The sequence below is a fragment of the Ornithinibacillus gellani genome (genome assembly GCF_003730295.1).
Lineage (GTDB): Bacteria > Bacillota > Bacilli > Bacillales > Amphibacillaceae > Ornithinibacillus_A > Ornithinibacillus_A gellani.
In genome coordinates this window covers 1-556 of record NZ_QTSZ01000006.1, presented here as the reverse complement: position 1 = coordinate 556, position 556 = coordinate 1, and the positions used below count along the sequence as shown (strand labels likewise).

The window sequence follows — 556 nt, the reverse complement described above, 5'->3', positions numbered from 1 at the left end:
AATGATTGGGGTGAAGTCGTAACAAGGTAGCCGTATCGGAAGGTGCGGCTGGATCACCTCCTTTCTAAGGATATAATAGAAGGCGGAAGCGGCCGTTTAGCAACGTACGGACTGGAGAAGTCCTGACTTATCGTAGGAAGGAATTCGAAGTCCGCTAGTTGCTGGTCGCTGGAGCTAGACTATGATAACGGAACATGAATACCAACCACTTACGTGGTACGATTCATGAACATACTGTGTTGTTTGGTTCAGTTTTGAGAGAGCAAATCTCTCTAAAACGAGGGAGTAAATCTCTCTAAAGGATCTTCTGCTAAGGTCCGTCACGTCCTGTGACGAACACAGAAGTCACCACATCCTGTGGAAGCTTGTACCTTGAAAACCAAATAAGCGTAACAACGACATCAAACCAAAAAAGTGGATACATTGCGAAAGCAATTGTAGAAGCTTGTTTTATTTACAATGCTTATTCATGAGAGATAGTTAAGTGAAGAAGAGCGCACGGTGGATGCCTTGGTACTAGGAGCCGAAGAAGGACGGGACTAACACCGATATGCCT

1 rRNA gene is annotated in these 556 nt (G+C 45.0%); it reads left to right on the top strand.

The window, feature by feature from the left end:
• Positions 1-64, top strand: a 16S ribosomal RNA gene (locus DX933_RS01425); the annotation flags it as partial.
• Positions 65-556 lie beyond the last annotated feature (492 nt).